This is a genomic window from Rhodovulum bhavnagarense, assembly GCF_004343505.1.
In the GTDB taxonomy this organism is placed as follows: Bacteria; Pseudomonadota; Alphaproteobacteria; order Rhodobacterales; family Rhodobacteraceae; genus Rhodovulum; species Rhodovulum bhavnagarense.
In genome coordinates, this window is sequence record NZ_SLXU01000028.1 from 1 (window position 1) to 17,074 (window position 17,074).

12 protein-coding genes are annotated in these 17,074 nt (G+C 61.1%); all 12 read right to left on the bottom strand.

What is annotated here, in order from left to right:
- Window positions 1–219 precede the first annotated feature (219 nt).
- Window positions 220–1,689 carry a sulfotransferase family protein gene (locus EV663_RS15005; protein WP_132953284.1) on the bottom strand — a complete coding sequence of 490 codons (1,470 nt, stop codon included), beginning with the start codon at window positions 1,687–1,689 and terminating at the stop codon, window positions 220–222.
- 34 nt (window positions 1,690–1,723) lie between these two features.
- Window positions 1,724–2,524 (bottom strand): sulfotransferase family protein, encoded by an 801-nt coding sequence (locus EV663_RS15010; RefSeq protein WP_132953286.1) that lies wholly within the window; start codon window positions 2,522–2,524, stop codon window positions 1,724–1,726.
- A 128-nt stretch (window positions 2,525–2,652) separates the two neighbouring features.
- Window positions 2,653–3,441, bottom strand: a complete 789-nt coding sequence (locus tag EV663_RS15015) for a sulfotransferase family 2 domain-containing protein (protein ID WP_132953288.1) — start codon at window positions 3,439–3,441, stop codon at window positions 2,653–2,655.
- 31 nt (window positions 3,442–3,472) lie between these two features.
- On the bottom strand, window positions 3,473–7,339 hold the full coding sequence (locus EV663_RS15020) for a glycosyltransferase (RefSeq protein WP_132953290.1): 3,867 nt from the start codon (window positions 7,337–7,339) through the stop codon (window positions 3,473–3,475).
- A gap of 166 nt (window positions 7,340–7,505) precedes the next feature.
- Window positions 7,506–7,739 carry a FeoB-associated Cys-rich membrane protein gene (locus EV663_RS15025; RefSeq protein WP_165910220.1) on the bottom strand — a complete coding sequence of 78 codons (234 nt, stop codon included), beginning with the start codon at window positions 7,737–7,739 and terminating at the stop codon, window positions 7,506–7,508.
- Entirely contained in the window at window positions 7,736–10,219 is a 2,484-nt protein-coding gene (gene feoB / locus EV663_RS15030) for a ferrous iron transport protein B (RefSeq protein WP_132953294.1), read from the bottom strand. The genes EV663_RS15025 and feoB overlap by 4 nt, the downstream gene beginning before the upstream one ends.
- Entirely contained in the window at window positions 10,212–10,556 is a 345-nt protein-coding gene (locus EV663_RS15035) for a FeoA family protein (protein ID WP_132953296.1), read from the bottom strand. Before EV663_RS15035 ends, feoB begins: the two co-directional genes overlap by 8 nt.
- 82 nt (window positions 10,557–10,638) lie before the next feature.
- Window positions 10,639–11,424, bottom strand: coding sequence for a DUF4198 domain-containing protein (locus tag EV663_RS15040; protein ID WP_132953298.1), 786 nt, complete (start codon window positions 11,422–11,424; stop codon window positions 10,639–10,641).
- A 10-nt stretch (window positions 11,425–11,434) separates the two neighbouring features.
- Entirely contained in the window at window positions 11,435–11,752 is a 318-nt protein-coding gene (locus EV663_RS15045) for a hypothetical protein (RefSeq protein WP_132953300.1), read from the bottom strand.
- A gap of 347 nt (window positions 11,753–12,099) precedes the next feature.
- Window positions 12,100–12,717 (bottom strand): response regulator, encoded by a 618-nt coding sequence (locus EV663_RS15050; RefSeq protein WP_132953302.1) that lies wholly within the window; start codon window positions 12,715–12,717, stop codon window positions 12,100–12,102.
- On the bottom strand, window positions 12,714–16,043 hold the full coding sequence (locus EV663_RS15055; RefSeq protein WP_132953304.1) for a PAS domain S-box protein: 3,330 nt from the start codon (window positions 16,041–16,043) through the stop codon (window positions 12,714–12,716). The genes EV663_RS15050 and EV663_RS15055 overlap by 4 nt, the downstream gene beginning before the upstream one ends.
- Window positions 16,044–16,405: 362 nt before the next feature.
- A partial coding sequence (locus EV663_RS15060) for a hypothetical protein (RefSeq protein ID WP_207904450.1) occupies window positions 16,406–17,074 on the bottom strand: 669 nt, incomplete at its 5' end.

Sequence of the window (17,074 nt, forward strand, 5' to 3'; positions counted from 1 at the left end):
CGCCTCGGTGAAACGGCTTTTCCTCATGTCGTCTGCTCCTTCTCAGGTTGGGCAGACTCTACATCACAGCGAGGGAACTTCCGGGGGGCAGGTCAGGGCGCGCACAGGATCCCCAAGAGGGGTTCGCAGAGCTTTGGCAGGCTTTCGTAGACCGTAAGCGGCTTCTGAAACCACCACCAGCTGCGATGTAACGACGCGATCCCTGTTGAGAGGTATGGATCAGGATCTGCGGCGGCGGATCAGGCCGCTGACCTTGCGCAGCGGCGCGGTCAATCGCCATGAAATGCTGGTCTTTAACGCCATGGTGGCATATTCGGCTTTTTCCGCGCGGCATTGTTCAAGTTTCGCAGCGTGTTCTGTATCGGCCAGGATCTTGGTGATTTCTGACAACTCGCGATTTTGCGTGCCGACTTCAGCCTCTCGCATTGCCAATTTGCGGTTCGCTTCGTCGAGTCGCTCGTGCAATAGCTTTTCACGAGCCTGGAAAGAGGCGGCAAGATCATCCATCTGGGCCTGACGGGTCGTATCCTCGGCGCGCAGCCGATCAAGTTCCTTGCGGGTTTCATCAGCTTCGTGGCTGCGCTGTTCCAAAGCGCTGCGAACATGTGCAAGTTGATCGACGAGATTCTTATTTTCTTTGTCAAGTCTTGCGGTTTCTGCCCGTAGTTCGGCTGCCTCTGACTGTGTGGATTCAAGGCGCTGTTCTGCCGAAGCTCTTGCTTCGTTCAACTGGTCGATTTCAGCCTTTTGGTCGCGGACCATTCTGGTCCCCTGTTCTGCGGCCCGGACGATACCTGAAAAGGCCGACGCACTGACGGTCATGGCGGCTGAAATTTCGTTGAGCGTTTGGTAATCTACCGGATCCTCGCCGGTTTCTGCCCAACGCTCGAAAATATCATATGTGTTTCGTACCCAATCGGATAGGAGCGGGTTTTTCAAAACCCTGTCGCGGTTTTGTACATGGTGGCGCAGGCCTTCGCTGAGAAACTCCTCCATCTCTGGGGCGACGCTTAGTGAAAGGCGGGGTAGGGTAACGTCGAGATCATCCTGAATTTTCTGGGCCACCCCGGCCCAGTTCTCCATCAACTGGGCAAAGTTCGTGAACGTGCGCGGCCTGCCCCTCGTTCCAGCCTCTGCATCCAACATGTGACGCAGCCAGGTCAGCAGACCGATTTCGCGGGCCAAGCCGTCGCGTTTTTCCAAAGAGGCTGCCACCTCTAAAGGGTTGCGATGCGTCAGGATATAGCGTGGCTCAGCCCCTATATCGGACATGACGGTTTCCCAGAACGGGACCAGGCGACAGATGCGCGGATCCTTGAGAACGAACAGCCGCGATTTCGCGAACTCTTCACCCATGATAGTGACCGCCTCTTCGCGGAACTCGTCGGCGCGGGGGCTTTGAAACCAGCCGGGATTGATCGGCAACCAGTCGTTCCAGGACGATGCGGCAGAGGCCAGAAGCCGGGTGTGAAACGGGTAGATCCTGAGAGACTCGAAATATCCCTTTTCGTTGTCTTTCGTCGGTACCATCAGGGTGGCCGGCTGGTCGCAGCCGAGGATTTGCAGCATACCGGCCAGTGCCGAAGTGCCGGAACGATGCATCCCGAGAATGACAAGGCCGATGCGCCGGATGGAAGCGGGGGCGGCTTGGGGCTGGCCTGCTATGCCATTTGCGTGCGTTTGATGCATGGTCGTTGAGGTCCTGGTCATCGGCGGGTTGAGGTCATGGAGCGAATGTCCGGCTGGCGAGTTGGGGTACCCTGTACCAGTCTGACAGATCAAGCCCGGTCAGCGCCTCGGTCTGGCGTAAATCCGCGGTGAAAGCTTCTTGGTACATGTCCAGTTCCTCGCGTCGGAAACGTGGACGAGGGCGTCCTTTTGAAGTCCCTTCTGGGATGGTCAGCACCCCATCTTCCCAGACCAGCGGTAGCCCGGCATTGATCTGGTCACGTGGCACCACATCGACAGGCCCGATGCCGAGGAAGTCGGTAGCTAGTGCAACGAATCCGGCGGGATTGGCCAGCAGATCGTCGAATTTAAGGAAAAGGAAGTCCTCGCGCGGATAATGATCCAACCAATGCACAAGGGACTCTGCGTAAAGGCTCGTCAACAGGGGTGACAGGTTGACATTGAGGTTCATGGTGTCCGACAGTCCCGTGCCTGGGGCATAGCGGTCGCGACGCCAGTTGTGGATGAAGAACGACACCGCCTTGGCGGTGGGTTGGCGCAGGCAGACGATGAAACGTGGCCTCCCCTTGACGAAGCGCCGCATACGCTCGCAGACATGCGGCCATTGCAGATAGGTCGTCGATCCCTCGCCGCGCCAAGGCTGGTCGCCCGCCGATCCGAAATATCGCGTACAGTATTCAGCGTAACTTTCTTCGCTGTGCTCGATCTGGCGCGAAAAGAACATGGTTTCCTTGGGGTCGGTAAAGAAAACCTCTGGATGATCGGCCAGCACCTTGGCCAGGTAGGTCGTACCGGCCTTCTGCGCGCCGAGAACAAAAAAATTGGGCGCCTTCATGGGGTTGTTCTCCTGGTCATTGTACCCTGCCAGAGGCATGGCTTGGATGCTTTGCCAAACCCTCTTGGTAAACGAAGCCTTCGTTAGCGCTTATGTTATTTGTTTTGGGCTGCTAGCATCGGCAACTATTAACGGCGCGGATTATATTTTGCTGATTTAAGTTTTTCAATCTTATTTATCATATCATAGTCAGATGCATATTTTTCATTGATCATGCGCGCAAGTGTGGGTGCCTGAAAGCTGTGCTTGGAAATGACTTCTCGCTTTGCAATTGTTCTTAGCTCCGAAACCGGATAATCGAAAAGTGACCGCGTTTCTTTGTTCTGGGAGGTCTTTGATGCGTTGGTTGTTGCTCCAAACCATGCAGCCGCATGTTTCGCGCCAATCATATTGACTAGGGAGGTTTTTAGGAAATTTAATTCAATTGCATCTGTATAGGGAATGTCCCAGAGGTGTGATTTTTGTGGCCAGAGGTGGCAATCCAAATATCTAAAGTCTTGTTGAGCATAGCGCAGGAAGTCCAGAAAAGTAGCATCTTCGACTTCAATTCCGGTATATTTTTTGAATTTATTTTGAATATCCCTTGCTGCGCTGTTGTCGATGAACTTGTTAGCAAAGGTCGAAATGAAGCGATCAACAGGGTCGCGATATATGAATATTCTTCTATCAAATGACAAGATCAAGTCCAGCCTCTCGGTTGGTCCGGGTCGAGGTACTCGCGCGGCGGATATGTCGAGGTCTGGAAGTTTTCCGGGCGCAATCATCCCACGCAAGCTGTGGCCGGCAATAAAGCGCCGAAAAGACGTACAGGCATTCTTCCGAATATATGCATAAAGGATACGCTGCCCATTTGCTTCGATCATGTAATGCGTTGTTGGCCGGCGAAATTCGGACGGGGTGAAATTTGGTGTGAACATGGTATCTCCCCTCGGAGGGTATGGGCAGTGATCAGGGGTGATCCGTTTTTGTAAAGTGCAACACCGCAAACCAGTCGTAATGGCTGACGCCGCTTTCGAAACGTTTTTCTGGCCCCGCGGACAAGCCTCGCTCGGCAAGGCTCCGGGTCAGATCCGCTAGGCGATCCGTGCCCGCGATCATCAGCGTGCCGCCGGGGGCCAGCAGGCGCGCGGCCTCGGTTACGATCCTGTCTGACAGCGCTTGCGCCCCGTTCAGCAGGATCAGCGACAACCGCCCGTCGGCCAGGTCGGTGCGTCCCTTGACGGTAAGCTCGGATTCCAGCGCCTTGGCGATTTCGACCCGTCCTTGGAATTGTTCGCGCCAGAACGGTTCCAAGGCTTGTGGCAGGTCGACCGACAGCGCAGGCAGTCGCCGGTAGAGCAGGGTCGACTCGGCCAAGGCACGGTGGATTGACCGGGCCCGGCGGTCCGCGCCGCAGCGGGGACAGCGCGCGTCGCCATCGAGGTCGTGAAAAAGGTCGCTCTGTTGACCGCAGGCGTTGCAATGGACAACCTCGCGCTGCGCGATCGCGTCGAGCGCGGGCAGATTTTCCAGGCGGGGCGGGTGCAACGCACCCATATGTTCGTCGATGCGGTGGAACAGGCCGGGTCGGGTCTTGTTGAACAGCGACATGAGACCGGGCACTTCGCCCAGTTCCCAGCCACGGCTTTCGACGTAGTAGGAATACTCGACATCGGTGCTTGCATGGGGCACCTCGGTCGAAAATCCGCCGATTTCGTCGACCATCGCGCGGCGCATCACGAAGAAACCACCTTGAACATGGGTGAATACGCGCGCTGCTTGGGTTAAGGCAAAACTAGGATTGCGGAACTTGTCGAACAGCGGTTGTGCCTTCGGGTAATCCCGCCCGTAGAGGTAACTGGGCGCGTAACATTGCGTCCCGGCCAACCCAACCCGTGGATTGGCGTTCATGTAGGTCAACACGTTTTTTTCCCAGCCATGGCGGGTAACCATACCCTCCTTGCCACAGACATAGATCGCGTAATCGGAACGACCCTGGGCCAGGCAAATATTCGTGCCCGGTCCGACAAAGGCGTTCTCACGGTTCAGCACAAGCGTGACGTTGTCCTGCGTGCCGTAGATTTCCAAGAGGTGGGCAAGCGCTGGCGCGTCGCTGCCATTATCGCAAATGATCAGGTGGTAGGGCAGGGACGTGAATCGTATCAGGCGCCGGATGACCTCTGATGTCTGTGCAAGATTATTCCAGCTGACGATCATCAGATCTAGGGTTTCGTTGGCCCAGACCCGCAAGAGGTTTTCGACCAGATCTGGGCCGTTATGGTGGCGACGCAAACGCGCTTCTGCGTTCACGATCAGGCTTTGGACCGCGCAATCTGGCAAGGCGTAAAACGCCCTGACGCGGTCGGCCAGCGCCTGAGGATTTGCCTCGGCCACCAGCCCGGTAACAAGGTCTGAAACGAGGTCGGGAATGCCCGCGATATCGGTCGTCAGCACCGGCAGGCCGGCGGCGATGGATTCCAGTATCGTTGTGGGAATGCCATCCATGTCCCCGTCATGGGCGCGCAAGCTTGGGCAAACGAACAGATCGTGCTGTCGATAAACATCCAAAAGCGCATCGCGACTTTCGACCGGACCATGCAGCGTGACATTGCCGATTTTCTCTTTGGCGATGATCCGGCGATAGGCCTCTTCCAACTCGCCATACCCGTAAAGGTCGATAAGGATTCCGTCCGGCTCCAACAGCTTGCCCGCGCGGATCAGCGTTTCTAGACCCTTCTTTTCGGTAAAGCGCGCAACTGCACAGATGCGACGACTTTTGCGCGCTGCGCGTTCAGGCACCTTGCCAGGGGCAAAGAGATCGGGATCTATACAATTGGAATTGATCACGAGTTTGTTTCCGGGCACCCCGCGCTTTTCAAGGTAATCGCGGTGAAAGCGCGACAGGGTGAAAACCTTTTGACAGAGTGGTGACTTGGAAAACTCGTCGATCCGGTTATTTGCTGCATTGCCGTAGCGAAAGATGTCTTGGGCATGCGCGATGCAGGTGAAGGGAATGCCGGCCTTTTCGCAGGCTGGCCACACCATGTCGGTTACGGTTGGGTAGACGAAATGAGCATGGACGTTGGTGATGCCCATTTCGACCAAGCGCTGGGCCAAATGGTCCGGGCTGGTGACACGCTCCCACTCAATATCGAAATCTGGTTTGAAATCCGCGTGGGGGGATTGTCGACAAAAGACCCGGACATCGACACCCCTCGCCCGAAGGAGGCGCAACTCGTTCAGTACGAAGGTTTCCGAGGGCACGGGGAAGTGCCAGCAGAAATAACCAATTTTAAGCGCATTGCGCGGTTTCGGGGCGAGATCGGCCCGCGCGCGCAGGGTCATCTTCTGCGGGTTCACCGGTATGTCTATAACACGATCATAGGCCGTGCGCATCTGCGTGGCATAGGCTGTACGGTTGAAGCGTTCTGCGACGTCCGTGCGCGCCCTTTCCCCCAATGCGATCAAGCTTTCCCTGTCATCGGCGAGCCGCTGAAGGGCGCGCGCGACTGCCCCGTTATCTCCGAAGGGCACGATAAATCCTGTTTGGCCATCACGCACAATCTCCGGGGGTGCGCCATGGTCGTAAACGATGGCGGGCCGGCCCGCAGCCATGCCCTCCAGTACGGTACGGCCAAAAGATTCGCGGAAACGGGAAAGGCTCACGATCACGTCGGCCTCGGCTATTGCCTTGGCTGGTGTGTCGCGATAGCCTAACATCTTCAGGTTGGAGGGCAGCTCCCCGCTGGTAACCCGCTCCATTAGTCGAGCCGTGTGCTCGGTCTCTGGGCCTATGAGGTGAAAGACGATTTGTGGATGGGTTCTGGCCAGCGCCCCGGCGATCTGCGCGAAATCTTCTATCCCTTTCTTTGGGATGTTCGAACTGATCAGGCCTACGCGCATCGGCCCATGGTTCACGGGGGGCGGCAAGGCCGTCAGCGTGTCGAAATCGGCTGTGTTGTACACGCGGACGGGGTCTTTGCCCGGTAAGGCAAATGCGGCACGCGTGGCCTCTGAATTTGCGATCAGGAGATCGGCGCGCGCCCAGGTCTGTGCGACGATGGTTTCGGCATCCTCGCCGATCATTTGCAAAAGCGTGGTGTCGTGCTGGATCAGTTCGCGCACATGCACCACCGTGCGCACCCCCATGCGGCGGGCCGCGATCAGCGGCTCCCGCAGCACGATGGTGTTGGAATGCACGATGTCGACGCCCTCGTCGGCGATAATCCGTGCAAACCCCGCCACGGCCTTCTCGTTGACCGGCACCCCCTCGCGCCACCACCGGTAAGGCAGGACATAAACCCCGCGCGACCGGTTGCGCAGTATTTCGAAATATTCGCTGTTCTCGATGCCGGGGACCGTGACGATCACATTGAAGTCTAGCGCGTTCAGCCCGTCAAGGACATCAAGCAGACTGCGTTCGCCGCCAAACAGGTTTCGACCGGCAATATGACTGCATAGAAGCACTGTCGGCCGCCCTGGTCGTCGCGCCGCGTTTCCGCGTGTCAGGCGCGGTGCCGTGTCCACCTGGGAGGGGCCGGTGGTATCGGTTGCAAATATCCGTCTGCCCTCGGAGCGGCCCGTGCGCAGGTAATGTAACAAGGGATTCACCCCGGCCCTCGCAACATCTTGATGCGTGGCAAGGTAGGCACTGGCATCAAAGCGTGGCCCCGGAGAACGGTTCAGGCGCTCTCCGAGCCAGAGGTAATGATCAAGCGGGTCCATGCCCAAGAGCCGGACGTCCGTATAGCGCGAGCTATACCAATCAGCATCGAAAAAACCTGAGTCGAGCAGTTCCTCGCGGCTCAGCCGGTTCGAGGAAGGTTTGTGTCCCATATGCTCTACTCCGGAGGTGCGGGATCACCAGGGATCGGGCCGGTGTTTGGATTGTTGCGAAACAGGTTACCTGGAACCGGCAGTGTCTTAGACCATCTGGTGTCTCAGGTCCACCGGGCAATGCCCTGTCTCAAACTCGCCTGCCGTCCATCCGCGCCGCAGGCGGTTACTTGGTGCTATCCGATCCTGGTGTGGTGAAATCGTAATCCACTACCGTGCAGGTCGTGCCGCTTGTGCAACCGCCGCAGCCGGCGCAGCCGGGCGCGGCGCCGCGGCGTCGGCGCAGCATCCCGCGGAACAGGAAAGCCAGGGCCAGCGCGACGGCGAGGGCAATGAGGGCGATCTCGTAGCCCGCGATGCTGGTCTCGGCGGCAAGGTCGATCTGCGGAGAGTCGGTCATGTGCTTTCCTCCGCCGGGTTGCGCCCGGGTATGCGCATCCATGGCTTGGGCAGCGCCACCAGCAAAAGGCTGCCAAGACCCAGCAGGTAGATCGCCGTCATCGCTTGCAGGCCGCTCAGGTTCAGCGCGCTGCCCAGGGTGAACACGGCGCTCGCGACCCCGAGGCCAAGCAATGTCGGAAAGACGATCGAAAAGCTCATCCATCTATAGCTGTCGGTCTGAACCCGCACCATGATCACGGTCGCAAGGCAGGGCGGGTAGAGGGCAAAGAACAGCATCAGCGCAACCGCTGACAGGGCCGTGCGCCCCTCGGTCGCCTGTTCGGCGCCCATCCGTTCCTCAAGCGTGAGGTTCTGTCCGTCGTCCTGGTCGAACAACACGCCCAACGTGGCGACCGAACTTTCGCGCGCGGCGAATGACGCCAACAGCGCGACGTTGATCTTCCAGTCGAAATCGGCGAACTGCGTCACCGGTTCCAGGCTGCGGCCGATCATGCCCAGGAAACTGCTCTCGATCTTGTCCTGTCGCAATTCCCGGCGCAGCGTGGTGCGCGCGGTGGTCAGATCGCGTAATGCGTTGGCGGCGGCCTTGGCATCGGCCTCGCGCGCACGCAGGACAAAGGGGGCGAATTCCGGGTATCGTGCCTCGAACCGGGCATCGATGGCCTGTGCTGCTTCGCGCCCCCCGGCATTCAGCCGCGCGGCCCTGTAGGTGGTCGCGGCATTCACCAGGTCGACCAGGGCTGACTGGTCGGACACCGCGGCCAGATGCGGGTTGCCCTGCAGATCGGCATAGAACTGCGCGATCGCGGCCTCGGCCCGGTCCTGATAGGCGACCTGCCGTTCGGCCGGTACGCCGGGAAATTGCAACAGAACGTAGATCACTACCGCGATCGATACGACGACCGACCCCACCTTCTTGATGTAGATCCACGTCCGGTCCACGGCGCGCTGTACCACGCCACGGATCGTCGGCAGGTGGTAGTTGGGCAGTTCCATCACGAAGGGTGCTGTCTCGTGGTGACGCAGAACCGAAGTGGTCAGCAGCTTTGCCACCAGAAGCGCCGCGATCACCGTGATCGTGGACAGGTAGAACAGCATCAGCCCCTTGGCGTTGGGAAAGTAGATGTTGATCAACAGCGTATAGAGCGGGATCTTGGCCATGCAGTTCATGAACGGCACCGTCAGGATCGTGGCCATCCGCGCCCGGTGATCGGGAATGCCCTTGGTCGCCATCACGCCGGGAACCGCGCAGCCGCCCGCGAAGACACCGGCCAGGATGAAGGGCAGCGTCGACTGTCCGTGCAGGCCAAAACGGTTGAGAATCCGGTCGAGGATGAAAGCGATCCGCGCCATATAGCCCGAATCTTCCAGGATCGCGATGAGCGCGAACAGGATCAGGAAGATCGGCACATAGTTCAGCAGCGTGTTGGCCGAATCCACCATCCACAGCCCAAGCGAGCGCAGCTGCGGGTCGACCAGGAATCCGGCGTCGGGCAGTACCCCGGCCGCAAGGTTGCGAAAGCCCGCCAGGATCGGCCATGTCACCTTGGTCAGTTCATAGCCCTGTACGATCGATAACTGGTAAATCGCCCAGACCGTTGCCACCAGGAAGATCGGCGCCAACCAGCGATTTAGCAGGAACCGGTCGATCCGTTCCGACATCGGCACATGGCCGGTTTTCGTGTTGGTGATGCAGGTGCCAACGATATCGGCGGCCAGCATGTCGCGGGCCGTGGCGATCCGGTCGGCGGTGCTTTCCTCGCCCGGTTGATTCGCCCGCAGCCGATGCGCGCGATCAAGGATCGGGTGGGGATTTTCCAGCCGCTCACCGAGCAGGCGCTCGGCCTCGCTATCTTCTTCCAGCAGTTTCACCGCCAGCCAGCGCGCCGAATAGGTCTTTAGCTCGGGCTGGTCGGCCAGCAATGCCTGAAGCTCTTCTACCGCTGGTTCAAGGGGGCCGTAATTCAGGGTGACAGGCCGCGTGTCGCGCGCGGCCGCGATGGCCTCGCGCAGGGGGGCGCCGCCCTGGCCCTTGCGTCCCACGACCGCGATCACGGGTACGCATAGCCTGCGTTCCAGCGCGGCAATGTCGATCTCCAGTCCGCGCCCTTCGGCCACGTCCATCATGTTCAGCGCAACGATGACGGGCACGCCCATTTCCAGCAACTGAAAGGTCAGCGGCAGGCCCCGGCGCAGGTTCGAGGCATCCAGCACGTTGACGACGACCTCGGGCCGTTCGTCCAGCAGGAATTCCCGCGCAACCCGTTCCTCGGGGGAATAGGAGGTCAGCGAATAGCAACCGGGAAGGTCCACCACCTCGACGACCTGGCCGGCATGGGTGTAGCGGCCCGATTTCTTGTCGACGGTAACGCCCGGGTAGTTCGCGATATGCTGGGTTAGCCCGGTCAGAAGGTTGAACAGGGTCGATTTGCCCGCGTTCTGCTGACCGGCAAGCGCGACCAGGCGGCGGTCAGACATGTTCGACCTCGATCTGCGCGGCCTCGCGCCGACGCAGGACGATAAAGCTGTCGCCCACGCGCAGTTCGATCGGGTCGTTCAGGGGGGCATTTCGCACCACGGTCACCTCGCGGGCGGGACGAATGCCAAGATCAAGCAGTCGCTGGCGGATCGCCCCGCATCCCATCAGGCGCAGGATGCGGCAGGTCGTGCCGGGCGCGCAGTCATTCAGGCTGTCGGCGACCGTGCAGGCCGCGCATAGCCGCAGCCCCTCGCCGGTATCCGGCTCTTCGGCCCGGCATTGCCCGCGCCGGCCCCGTCTGCCCCAGCCCTTGTGCCCGAAATATCCGCGTCCCATCCGTTATGCCTTGTTCTGTTGCTGCTGGCCGCCCGCGCCTGTCTCGGGCGGCCCCGCGATCAGTGCCGCGCCAATAGGCGCATCATTCCAGGTCGTATGCCTTGATCCAGATCACCGCATCCTGGCTGAGTTCCTTGCCCTCGTGTTCGGTGTCCGGGCCGGACCCCAGCGCGGCAAAGCCCCAATGACCTGCGCGCGGCACACCGAAGGTAAAGACGCCGTTTTCATCGGTGATTGCCACCAGCGCACCGCCGGGCATCGCGCCGACCGTGGCTTCGCCCGCGGCGTTGGTCTCCATGTCGGGCTCTGCCGCGATGTACTCGATCTCGATCTCGGCACCGGCCACCGGCGCGCCCTCGGACAGCAGCTGCGCCGAAAAGGTCGAGCCCGCGATCACGTTGTTGGGCTTGTTCAGCGGCACGAATTCGGTCGGCAGGCCCAAGGGTTCGTCCCAGCCGGTCGGAATGCCGCCCTTGTTGAAGAAGGTCTTCGTGATCTGCTGGATATAGATGTCCTCGGAGCCCTCGTAATAGGGCGCGGGCGTCAGCGCGACGATGTAGTCGCCGTTGCGCTTGACCGGCAGGGTCGCCTCGTAGGCGGCCGCCTCGTTGTCGGCGCCCTTGAAGGTCATCGCGGTCAGCGAGCCCGTCAGGTCGATCTTCTCGCCCTTGAACATGGCAAAGATGTCCTCGGGCGCGCCCATATCCATCGCGTGCCCGTTCTCCATCGGGTGCCAGAAGATCAGTTTCAGCGGCACATCGCCGGGTCTCTCGATATTGGGGTCGGGGGTGTAGACCAGTTGGAAATGGGCGCTGGCAGGCGCGGCGATCAGCGTCGTAAGCGCAGCGGCGGCAAAAAGTCGGTTCATGCGCAGCCCCTCAATAGATTTCGTCGGCCGGGATTTCGATGCTGTGGCCTTCGCCGGCATCGAACATCACCTTGTAATCGCCCTCGGGCTTGTCGAAGGTGAACTCGCTGTTCTGGTCGATCACGCCCTCGATGACCAGGTTGCCCGCGCCATCCATCACCGCCATCTTGACGCCCGCAGCCGACGATCCGTCGGAAAAACCGCCCTCGCACAGAACCGTGCCGTCGCCGTTGTCATAACAGGCGCAAAGCGGCGTATGCGCCTGCGCGGCCGGGGCCAGCCCCAGACCCGCCGCGATGGCCGCAGCCAATGCAAAACCTCGTGTCATCGTCATCGACTCCTTGTCTTGTTCGCTTGGAAAGGAGCCCCTGGCGGATGGCTTGGGGCCGTGTCGCGGAGATAAGAAAACATTACCCGAGTGAATTGGTCAAGATATGCGGCTGCGGCATTCTGTCAAACCCCTGCCCATGCCGTCGCGCATGCACGAAATTGTCGGAAAATGATCGGACCCGCCCGGTTTCCGGGCGGGTGGCGAAAAGCTGGATGGTGCCGCGGGATATGCGGGCGCGCGGGATGCGGTCGCAGGTGGACTCGTGGCGGGGTGATCTTGATCGGGCCGTCTGGGGAATGGGCGCAGATGCGTTCAAGTCGCGCGGGGCGCGCGACGATGTGCTGTCATTCCACGCCGGCGTTGCGGGCGTAAAGCGCGGCCTGGGTGCGGTTCTGAACCGACAGCTTGCGGAACACCGCCTTGACGTGAACCTTGATCGTGGCCTCGCTGACGCCCAGCAGGCGCGCGATTTCCTTGTTCGTCATGCCCTGCGCAAGATGGCGCAACACCTCGTATTCGCGGGGCAACAGCTTGTCGCGGATCTCGTTCGACGGTTCGTCGCGCCCGGCACGGGACATGAAATTGGCGGGCAGGTAGGTCTCGCCTGCGCACATGAAGCGCACCGCGTTGATAAGGGATTTCGCCGGCAGCGTCTTAGGCACGAAACCGATCGCCCCGCGCGCCAGCGCATCCTCGGCCAATGCGGGCGAATCGTTTCCGGTCAGAATCCCGATCCGTTTGGCGCCCTCGGTCCTGATCACCCGGTCCAACCCGTCCAGCCCATTCATGCCGGGCATCGAGATGTCGAGCAGAACCAGGTCATAAGGCCCATCCGTCGCGATTTTCTCGACTGCGCTGTCGACATCGGCGGCCAGATCCGCCTCAAGGTCGCCAGCCTGCTGGAACAACAGCGAGAGCGTGTCGCGCAGCAATTCGTGATCGTCGGCAATCAGGATTTTCATGTCATGTCTCCGCGCCCTACCAGAGCGTGTTCTGCCGCGCGGATCAAGTCTGCTTGTGATATAGGTTTGCCCATGACTGCCGCGAACACAGCGCCCGTGTCGTTATTGCACCGCTCATGCCAGTCTGGAACGGCGGTGACCAGCACAACGGGCAGGGTCGGGGCTTTTTCGCGGGCGGCACGGGCCAGGTCTGCACCGGTCATTCCGGGCATGTCGTAATCGGTGACGATGAGATCCCAGAAGTCAGGATCGTCCTCCAATGCTTCCAGCGCGTCCCGCGGATCGGTGCAGGCCGCGACCTCCGCGCCGGCAAGTTCGAGATAGTTCGCGACCACGCCCAACACATCGGCATTGTCGTCAACGGCCAGGATCTTGCGCCCATCCAGCCGCCCGGTGATGGTTGCGACGGAACGGACCGGAAGCGGATGGCGTGTGGCACCGGTGCCCTCTACCGGCCACAATACGGTAAAGCTGCTGCCCTCGCCCGGCTCGGTCTCCAGAACCAGCGCGCCGCGATAGCTGCGCAGGACGCTGGAAATGATCGTCAGGCCCAGCCCGGTGCCCGAGTCCGGTTTGGTGGTAAAGGCCGGTTCGAGAATGCGGCTTTGCATCTCAGGGGCGATGCCAATGCCGGTATCCGAGACCCGGATCGCGTGATAGGCTTGGTCCTCGACCAGCCGTCCGATCAACGGTTCCAGGCGTGTCATCTCGGGCCCGGCGGATGACAGCGCGACCTCGATCCGATGCGCCCGTGCCAGCCCGCTGGTCAGGATAGCATCGCGCGCATTCAGCCCCAGATTGAGAACGACCTGCAAAACGTCGGTGGTGTTGGCATCGGCGATCATGGGCCTGTCGGGCAGGTCGATATTCAGGGTCACCTCGTGGCCAAGACTGACCTCCAGCAGGTTGCAGGCATCGCGCAGGGGGGTGCGCAGGTCGATCTCGGCCCGCGGCAGCGGCTTGCCGCTCAGTTCAAAGAACTGCGACACGAGCGATGCCCCGCTCTGACTTGCGGCGATAATACGCTCGGCGTTGGCCTCGACCGCGATCCCGTCGCGCAGCAGCATCGCCGACCCCGAGATCGCCGCCAGCAGGTTGTTGAAGTCATGGGCAATGCCGCGCGAGAATTGCGAAAGGATTTCCCGGCGCTGGGCAACCTGAAGCTGTTCGCGCAGCCGCGCTTGTTCCTGCAAGCTTTTCTTGCGATCGGTGATGTCACGCGCCACGCACATGATCCCGCCATCCTCGCGCCGGGTGTGCGACACCTCCAGCGGAAACAGGCTTCCGTCCTTGCGCTGTGCGGTCAACTCTCCCTGCCAGCTACCGGCCTTTTCGATGGCCTCCATCACCGAGGTTTCGATGAAATCGGCCGTTGTCGGAGGATAGAAGGTTTTCCATGACTGGCCCAGCCTCTCATCCTCGTTGGACAGTCCGAACATCGTCGCAAGCGCCGGGTTCATGTAGATCAGCCGGCCCTGGGCATCGGCCACCCCGATCCCGTCGCGCGTGGCGTCCATCGCGGCAAGCCGTTCCTTTTCGGCCCTCTGGACCGACCGTTTCAGATCGGTGATATCGATGCGCAGCCCCACCTGTCCGCCATCGGGCGTGCGTTTCTCGATAATCCGCAACCAGCGCCCGCTATCGAGAAGCTGCTCGCCATGGTGTTCCTCCATGCGGTGGGCGGCCAGGCGCCTGGCGATCCAGTCTTCCTCCTGGCCGATCGCCTCGGCATATTCCCCCCGCGCCACGCCATAGCGCAGGATCTCTTCGAAGGTGCGGCCGGGCTGCATCAGCGGGGCGGATTTGGGATAGCACTGGCGATATCGTTCGTTGCACACGACCAGCCGATCCTCGGCGTCGTAATAGGCAAACGCATCGGGCAACGCGCTGATCGCACCGCTCAGGCGTTGCTGTGCCGTGACCATTTCCTGTGTGCGCTGGTCGAGAACTTCTTGATATGTCTTGCGCTCGGTTATGTCGGTCTGAACCGACATGTAGCCCTCGTGCCGGCCCTCTGCATCGGTCAGGGGCTGAAGCCGCATTTCCGTCCAGAACGGCGTTCCGTCCTTGCGGTAATTGAGGATCTCGACCGTTGCAGGTTCGCGCGCCGCAATCGCGGCCTCGACGCGGGCCGCATCGTGCGGATCGGTTTCCCTTCCGCGCAAGAGCTCGCCGGGATATTGGCCCAGAACCTCTTGCAGCTGATGTCCCGTCTGTGCCTCGAAGGCCGGGTTGACATAGGTGATTCTGCCCGTCACGTCCGACACGATCACCACGTCGCTCATGTCCTCGACGATCCGGCTCAGGCGCTCCAGGCGCTGCTTGCGGGCCCGTTCGTCGGTCGTGTTGCGCACGACGGCGATATAACTGCTGCGGGCCGTGGCCGGGTCGGCGGGGCTGCGGGCGGCAACGGCCGAAAGGTACAGCCGGCCCGCCGGCGTTTCCAGCGGCAGGTCGTCATGGCGAGCGATCCCTTTTTCGACCGTGGCCTGCAATAGAGCATTGGCCAGACGCGCGGTTTCCGGCGGAAGGGCCTCGTCGATGGTGCGCCCGATGACCTGTTCAGGTGGCAGGACGACCAGGCTCTGGTCGCCGGTGTGATAGTTCACGAAACGCCCGTCCTGGTCCAGTTCCAGGACGAGGTCCGGGATGGCATCCAGCGTTGCGCGCAGGCGGTTGCGCTCGGTTTGCATGATCTGGTGCGCCGTCTCCACGCGCCGTGCCGCTTCGCGCCGGTCGATCAGCGCCTGGATCGCGTTGGCGGCCGAGCGCAAGAGCGAAATCTCGCCCGGCAGGAATTCACGGAAATTGCGAACGCTGTCGAGGCCGACGAACCCCGTCACCTTGCCGTTCAGTTCCAGCGGCAGCGCGACGAGCGATTTGATCCCCTGCATCATCAGGGTTTCCTTTTCCGCGGCATCGTCGGGCATAGCCGGGACGTCGGGAATATGCACCGCCTCGCCGCGATCGAAGCTTTCGAACCATCTCGCGGCAAGTTCGATCGGCAGGTCCTGTAACACCCCGATCATGGGTTCTATGCCTTCGCCGCACCACTCGAAGGTATTGTCCATCACCGTTCCGCCACGGACCTGGAACAGGTAGCTGCGGTCAGAGGCGAAAAAGGCCCCGATATCTGCCAGCGCCTGGTCAATCGCGTCGTCCGCGTGCTCGGGCGCGGCGCGCAGCAGGTTGTCGAAAACGCGGGTGATCGAGAATTGCGCGTCGGTCAGCCGGCGATATGCCTCCTCCGAGGTCAGGTCCGCTGGAAAAGCGGGATTGCCGCGCCGGGCGGGTGTCTCGATGCCGATATCGCGTGATTGTGTCATGCCTGGCGACTCATCCCAAACGGCCAGCGCCCAAGGTGCGCCGCCGACCCTCTCCCGTGGTGCCGTCACGCCCCGTTCCCTGCGGAGGCGCAAGCGGCGCGACGCCTGTCCTGCCGACGCTCAAGGCCGGCTCTCCATTCCTCAGCACGCAGGTTCAGCAGCGTACAATTTCTGTCAATGGCGACACCACCAATGGCCCCGTAGTAATACTTAAGTGTTATTGGCGTGCTAATTGGTGTTTTCACGTCGGTCTTTCCGTTGTCATGCCCCCGTTCTGCACCTTGCAGGCATGCCGTCCGCGTAGTCCTGGCACAGGTGCCGTGACCCCGGGGACGTCGTCCCCGCCATTGGGGGGAGCTTTGCTAGAAATCATCTTCCCGTTCCCAGATGTTGATCTCGACCTCGTCAGGGTCGTCCTGCGGCAGCGTCGGATTTCCACCCTCGGCCAGGTGAAGGGGAGCGTCGTTTTTCCAAAGGGCCGCGACGCGGTCCATGAAACTCCATAGGTGTTCCTCGGCGCCCGAAAGGTCGGCCGCCGGCGGCAGGCCATTCCCGGCAGCGTTGAAATCGGCGATAAGTTCGGCCCCCCCAAACGTGTCGGTAACCTGTCCATCCTGCCCCTGCACGCCGAAGAACAGACCTCCGCCTTGCCCCCCGAACAGCAAATCCGCCGCCGCGATCTTGCCGGGGCTGCTGGCGGCCTCGGGGGCGCGGATCGCGGCCTTTCCCCAAAGGCCGGTCCCGCCGGCCAGTTCATCATCCTGGCCGGCCTGCCCCTTCAGGCTGTCCTCGCCGCTTTCCTCGGTCTCGATCACACCGGCGGGCGCCGGGACATCCGCACCGTGATCCAGGGGTAAGCCAGGAAGTGCGTCGGCATCGAGGCCGGGCATGGGCTGGATCGTCAGCGGGGGAACCCCGCCGGGAAAGCTGATGGTCACCTCTGCGACCTCGAAGGGCTTGTCGAAGCTCAGGTCGAGCGTTTTGTCTTCTCCGAGCACTGGGACGTCACGGATGACGGCCTGTTCGTAGAG

Bases quoted from the DNA above. Each gene is read 5' to 3' on its own strand.
- EV663_RS15015 (WP_132953288.1), bottom strand. From the start codon at position 3,441: ATGTTCACACCAAATTTCACCCCGTCCGAATTTCGCCGGCCAACAACG.
- EV663_RS15035 (WP_132953296.1), bottom strand. From the start codon at position 10,556: ATGGGACGCGGATATTTCGGGCACAAGGGCTGGGGCAGACGGGGCCGG.
- EV663_RS15010 (WP_132953286.1), bottom strand. From the start codon at position 2,524: ATGAAGGCGCCCAATTTTTTTGTTCTCGGCGCGCAGAAGGCCGGTACG.
- EV663_RS15040 (WP_132953298.1), bottom strand. From the start codon at position 11,424: ATGAACCGACTTTTTGCCGCCGCTGCGCTTACGACGCTGATCGCCGCG.
- feoB (WP_132953294.1), bottom strand. From the start codon at position 10,219: ATGTCTGACCGCCGCCTGGTCGCGCTTGCCGGTCAGCAGAACGCGGGC.
- EV663_RS15055 (WP_132953304.1), bottom strand. From the start codon at position 16,043: ATGACACAATCACGCGATATCGGCATCGAGACACCCGCCCGGCGCGGC.
- EV663_RS15020 (WP_132953290.1), bottom strand. From the start codon at position 7,339: ATGGGACACAAACCTTCCTCGAACCGGCTGAGCCGCGAGGAACTGCTC.
- EV663_RS15045 (WP_132953300.1), bottom strand. From the start codon at position 11,752: ATGACACGAGGTTTTGCATTGGCTGCGGCCATCGCGGCGGGTCTGGGG.
- EV663_RS15025 (WP_165910220.1), bottom strand. From the start codon at position 7,739: ATGACCGACTCTCCGCAGATCGACCTTGCCGCCGAGACCAGCATCGCG.
- EV663_RS15005 (WP_132953284.1), bottom strand. From the start codon at position 1,689: ATGCATCAAACGCACGCAAATGGCATAGCAGGCCAGCCCCAAGCCGCC.
- EV663_RS15050 (WP_132953302.1), bottom strand. From the start codon at position 12,717: ATGAAAATCCTGATTGCCGACGATCACGAATTGCTGCGCGACACGCTC.